At 36.8% G+C, this 5,302-nt stretch carries 7 protein-coding genes; 4 read left to right on the forward strand and 3 right to left on the reverse strand.

What is annotated here, in order from left to right; translation table 11 throughout:
- Window positions 1-49: 49 nt before the first annotated feature.
- On the reverse strand, window positions 50-667 hold the full coding sequence (locus FFM59_RS09530) for an ABC transporter ATP-binding protein (RefSeq protein ID WP_137602805.1): 618 nt from the start codon (window positions 665-667) through the stop codon (window positions 50-52).
- A gap of 152 nt (window positions 668-819) precedes the next feature.
- Entirely contained in the window at window positions 820-2,199 is a 1,380-nt protein-coding gene (locus FFM59_RS09535; protein WP_137602806.1) for a class II fumarate hydratase, read from the reverse strand.
- 130 nt (window positions 2,200-2,329) lie between these two features.
- On the opposite strand from FFM59_RS09535, the gene FFM59_RS09540 reads away from it, so the two are divergent.
- Together FFM59_RS09540 and FFM59_RS09545 are read left to right on the forward strand one after the other, a co-directional pair.
- A complete protein-coding gene (locus FFM59_RS09540) occupies window positions 2,330-3,034 on the forward strand; it encodes a TVP38/TMEM64 family protein (protein WP_137602807.1) in 705 nt (234 codons plus the stop codon).
- Window positions 3,035-3,052: 18 nt separating this feature from the next.
- Window positions 3,053-3,688 carry a pentapeptide repeat-containing protein gene (locus FFM59_RS09545; protein WP_137602808.1) on the forward strand — a complete coding sequence of 212 codons (636 nt, stop codon included), beginning with the start codon at window positions 3,053-3,055 and terminating at the stop codon, window positions 3,686-3,688.
- 45 nt (window positions 3,689-3,733) lie between these two features.
- On the opposite strand, the gene FFM59_RS09550 is transcribed toward FFM59_RS09545, so the two are convergent.
- A complete protein-coding gene (locus FFM59_RS09550; RefSeq protein WP_137602809.1) occupies window positions 3,734-3,976 on the reverse strand; it encodes a hypothetical protein in 243 nt (80 codons plus the stop codon).
- A 219-nt stretch (window positions 3,977-4,195) separates the two neighbouring features.
- On the opposite strand from FFM59_RS09550, the gene FFM59_RS09555 reads away from it, so the two are divergent.
- Window positions 4,196-4,618, forward strand: a complete 423-nt coding sequence (locus FFM59_RS09555) for a YbaK/EbsC family protein (RefSeq protein WP_137602810.1) — start codon at window positions 4,196-4,198, stop codon at window positions 4,616-4,618.
- 73 nt (window positions 4,619-4,691) lie between these two features.
- The coding region (locus tag FFM59_RS09560) for an IS256 family transposase (protein WP_174795654.1) at window positions 4,692-5,302 on the forward strand (611 nt) is incomplete at its 3' end.

The raw sequence follows: 5,302 nt of genomic DNA on the forward strand, positions 1-5,302 counted from the left end.
GAAGCATCATTTATTTAAGTTAGATACATATTATATGTACGAAGGCATTTCATTTACACAAGATTCTTGACGCTACCTCTGAATATTCTGCCTCCTCTAAATAATGAGTCGTTAGAATAATCGTTAACAGTTTTTTATGTCTAATTTCATTTAAAATATCCCAAATTTTGTTTCTAGTTTGAATATCTAAACCTGTAGATGGTTCATCTAAAAATAATAATTCTGGTTCATGTACCAAAGCCCTAACAATATCTACCCTTCGACGTTGTCCACCTGACAAAATACCATATTTTTTATCTAAAATATTTTCAAGTTCAAATTGTCTAATCAATTCTTCGAAATACGCTTGACTAAATTGCGGATATAATTTAGCTCGAGTAATCAAATTTTGAAGTACTGTTAAATTGTGATCCAAAACACTATCCTGAAATACAACACCAATTTTATTTCTAAACTGAGCACTATTAACCTTTACGCCACTCAAGCTAATTTTCCCTTTTGTTGGGGATATAAGCCCTGTTAACATGTCTATAGTAGTCGATTTACCAACACCATTAGGGCCCAAAAATGCAATCAGCTGACCCTTATCTGCTCTTAAATTAATACTGTTTACAACTCGATGGTTGTTAAATTCTTTTGTAATGCTTTTTGCTTCAAAGATACTCATTATCTTTTACCCTCTCGTATTTAATATCAAAAAGATAACAAAGATTGGATATAAAATAAGTAATTCCAAGATAACAGGACGATTATTAAATATAAGTGGTAATAAATTTTAAACAAAAAAACGAGCTGTCATTTCGACAACTCGTTTACAAGTTAACGGTTATTATTCGTCATTTTCAATGGATCTACTAATTGATCGAATTCTTCAGCTGTCACATAACCTAGTTTTAAAGCAGCTGTTTTCAAATTAGTATCATCTTCATGGGCTTGTTGCGCAATTTCAGCAGCTTTATGATAGCCAATTTTTGGTGACAGGGAAGTCACTGTCATCAAAGAATTATCAATCAAATCCTTCATTCTACCTTCGTTGACTGTGATTCCGGCCACCATCTTGTCAGTAAATGGTCCCAACACTCCTGTCAACAGTGACACTGATTCCAAGAAAGCAGAAATAATCACTGGCTTGTAGACATTCATCTCAAAATTACCTTGGCTGGCTGCAACTTCAATTGTCGTATCGTTACCCATCACCCGGGTGGCTGTCATTGTGACGGCTTCTGCTTGAGTAGGATTAACCTTCCCCGGCATGATTGATGAGCCCGGTTCATTGGCAGGAATTGTCAATTCACCATAGCCAGCCCGTGGTCCACTGGCCAAAAAGCGAATATCGTTCGCAATTTTCAATAAATCTACGGCTAGCGTGCGTAATGCCCCGTGAACTGCGGTCAAGCCAGAATGTGATGCGAGACCAAAGAATTTGTTTTGCGGTTTAAATTGTAATCCATAAATTGAATTCAACCGTTCGATAATTTTTTCATCAAAGTCGGCAGGTGCATTCAAACCTGTGCCGACAGCAGTTCCACCAATTGGTAATTCCAATAAGGTTTGACTTAAGTCTTGAATGTAGCTTAAATCGTGTTCTAGAGCACTCACCCAACCACTAATTTCTTGACCAAATGTCAATGGCGTTGCATCTTGTAAATGAGTCCGGCCTAATTTAACCACGTCCCAATATTTGGTTTGTTTTTCTTTTAAGGTCGCAATCAAATGTTCAACCACTGGCGTGAACTCGATGATAGCTTGAGTTGCAGCAATGTTCATCGCCGTTGGAAAAGTGTCATTGGAACTTTGCGATTTATTCACATCATCATTGGGGAGTATTTCAACAAAGTCATCAATTTGATTACTAACGTTGGCTAAAACCTCATTTACATTCATGTTAGTTTGAGTACCAGAACCAGTTTGGTAAATATGTAGGGGAAAATCTTTCATTAATTCTTCATCTGATAACGCAAGCAATTGTTTGCCGGCCGAAACAATGACATCAGCCTTTTTATGGTCAATTAATTGTTTATCGTCGTTAACTTGTGCTGCGGCAGACTTTATATTAATTAAAGCTCGAATTAAGTGTACTGGCATTAAAGGTCCTGTTGGAAAATTGTGACGGCTCCGCTCAGTTTGTGGTCCCCACAGGGCATCGATTGGCACTTTCACCTCTCCCAAAGTATCATGTTCAATTCTAAATTCAGTCATCGGTAAATCCTCCTAAATTTCATTGATTTCTCATAATCATACACTATTTATGACATAATTGGCTGGCTTTTGTCTAATTTACCTGAATTATGATAAGATTATTTGACTGTTAACGATTTGAGGAAGATGCATGAATAAATATGCCAAACACATTTTAATATCCCTAGGTGTCTTAATTGCGCTTGGCCTAATTGCCTTACTGGTTCGTAATTACTATAGCCAATTCAGTGCACTGTGGGACAATACCAACGATTTGAAAACAATCTTAGCGTTACTGCGAGACTATTCCGCTTATGACGTGGTCATTTTCTTAATCTTATTAATTGTCGTTTCTGGCATTCCAGGCGCCCCGGCATCAATCTTTGCCATCGCCGCCGGAATTTGTTTTGGTAAATTACTCGGCGCCACGATTAGTGCGATTGGTTTTTCGTTAGGCAATATGTTAGATGTGTTTGCTTTGACGTTCGTCGACGGATTAATGAAAAAAGAACGCACGAACAAATACCTGGACGCGATAATTAATATGGAGCATCCCCGAATTGGACTAATTATTGGCTATGCTGTGCCCTTTATCCCCTCATTTATGACTAGTATGGCCGCGGTCAAGATGAAAACAAGTTCTTGGCAAACCGTTTCTTGTATCATCCTTGGTAGCACGCCAATTGCCTTTATCTACGCATTTGGTGGCGATGAATTGATGAAACAACACTGGACCTCTGCCATTTTATTTATCTTATTAGCCGCCGCATTAATTTTCTTAGTCATTTTTATCTTTAAGGATCGTAAAAAGATTATTGAACGAACCAAAAGTGCCAATTTATTCACTAAAAAATAACCTAAAGGAGTCATACTAATGCTCGTTGCTAAAGTTTTGGCCGATAACCTCTCACCTGCATCATTTTTTGATATTTTTGACGAAGAAGATTTTTTGTTAACTGACAAATTAATTGAAAATGAATTTTCCGAAGAACAGCAAATTGACCATCCTTATGTAGAACAATCGATTTTTAATCGTGTCACCCTCACGACGAGTTCGTTTTACAAATTCGAGGCCACCGATGTAATTTTCAATAACTGTGATTTTTCCAACTGTAACCTCGAAGAAGCAGTCCTGTTACGCTGTGAATTTCGAAACTGTAAAATGTTAGGACTAAACCTGAATAATGCCTACATCAGTACTTGTGAATTCGAAAATTGTCTCATGGATCTTGCCAGCATTAACAAGGTGCAACTGAAGACCACTCACTTTATTGAAACTAGTTTAAAAGACGTCGGTTTTGCCGATAATAAATTAACGAAGACTACCTTTGCTTCATGTAAACTCAATCAAATCTCCACGTACGGCACCTCACTCAAGGGTCTAGATTTAACCTCAAATAGTTTTGAATCACTGGAAGCAGACCTAGCTTCAATCCGTGGTGTGATTGTCAATGAACAACAAGCAGCGGTTCTCGCGCAACGATACTTAAATTTATCCATCAAATACTAATGGAGTCGCGACAAAACTAAACGTTTTGCTCAACGACTCCATTTTTTAACTATTAAAGACTAGCGTATTAGTTCCCGACACATTGAGCCAATACAAGAAAATTAAAATTGCGTTCAAAATCATTGAAAACATGATGATTCCGTAACGTAAGGTCCAAGGGTGAATCCAATTTTCAAAATCAAACCATTTCACTTTGCGTTGTCCTTTATAAGTGAAAACCATAAACAACAAAATAACGGTTAAAACTACTTGAACAATCAGGCCCAACCAAAACATACTTTGTGACATTGCTTGTTTTTAAACAAAATACAGTCCAGCGACAACTACGTCGATTAGTAACGCAACTAACGTCATACTTAGTTCCTCCATTTTTTATTATCAAATATTATACCGCGAAACTTTGGTTTAGCACAATCTGTTAACTTTACTTACAAATATTTAAACTTTATTTGAATTATTTCTTTTTTAGTGTTATTATTGCAAATGCAATAATAAGAGACCCATTTTATGAATTTAGATTTTCAACCCGTACAACAAGCCAGTCACTTAGTTCCAGAATCAATTTATCAACAACTACATACATTAGATTTATTAGACAAAGTTCAAGTCGCAGAAATTAATCCCGACTTTGCCGACGGAGAATTACTCCATGAGCAATACAATGTTCCTTTTGAATCAGAATTAAATTGCCTAGTCGTCCAAGGAAAAAGAAATGGCTTAGTCAAACATGCAGCAGTTTTAGTTCCCTATGGACGTAAAGCTAACACTGGCAGCCCCGCTAAGCACGCCTTGGACGTTTCCAAAGTTTCCTTTGCCCCACTTGAGTTTGTAATTGAACAGACTAATATGGAATTTGGTAGCATCACGCCATTAGGATTACCGAACGATTGGTTCATCCGAGAGTATAAAATAGTTTGTGTAAATAAATAAAATCCTATTGAAAAGGGAATCCCTTCCCCGTATGATTAAATCGTCAAACCAAACCAAAACGGAGTGATTCCCCATGGAACAGTTTACCAAAGATTTAACCAAAACTCTATTATCAAATGGCGATGTTAAAGAACTTTTTCGCCAACAACTTGAAAAAGCTATTAATCAAATCTTACAAGCTGAGTTAACTTCGTTACTCGGTTATGATCCTTATGAACGTAATGGTTTTAAGGCTAACAATTATCGGAATGGTCAATACTTTCGGTTAATTGATTCCGAATATGGTAAGTTGAAAATTGCTGTGCCGCGTGACCGACAAGGCAAGTTTCATAATCATTTACTTCCAGCTTATTCTCGTCGTCAAGATGCTTTAGAAACTACAATTATTCAACTTTACTCTAAAGGTGTTACCACTCGTGAAATCGCTGATTTGATTGAGAAAATGTATGGTTCTTATTATTCAGCTACAACTGTTTCTAACATTACTGCTCAAGTAACTGAGCAGATTGAAGCTTTTCATCAACGAACCATTAAAGCAAACTATGTTTGCTTATTCTTAGATGCAACTTATTTACCTTTGCGTCGTGACACAGTTCAAAGAGAAGCGGTTTATATTGCCTTAGGAATTACACCCACTGGAATTAAAGAAGTTCTTGATTATCGCATTGCACCCAGTGAAAATGC

This window comes from Paucilactobacillus nenjiangensis, from assembly GCF_005405445.1.
In the GTDB taxonomy this organism is placed as follows: Bacteria; Bacillota; Bacilli; order Lactobacillales; family Lactobacillaceae; genus Paucilactobacillus; species Paucilactobacillus nenjiangensis.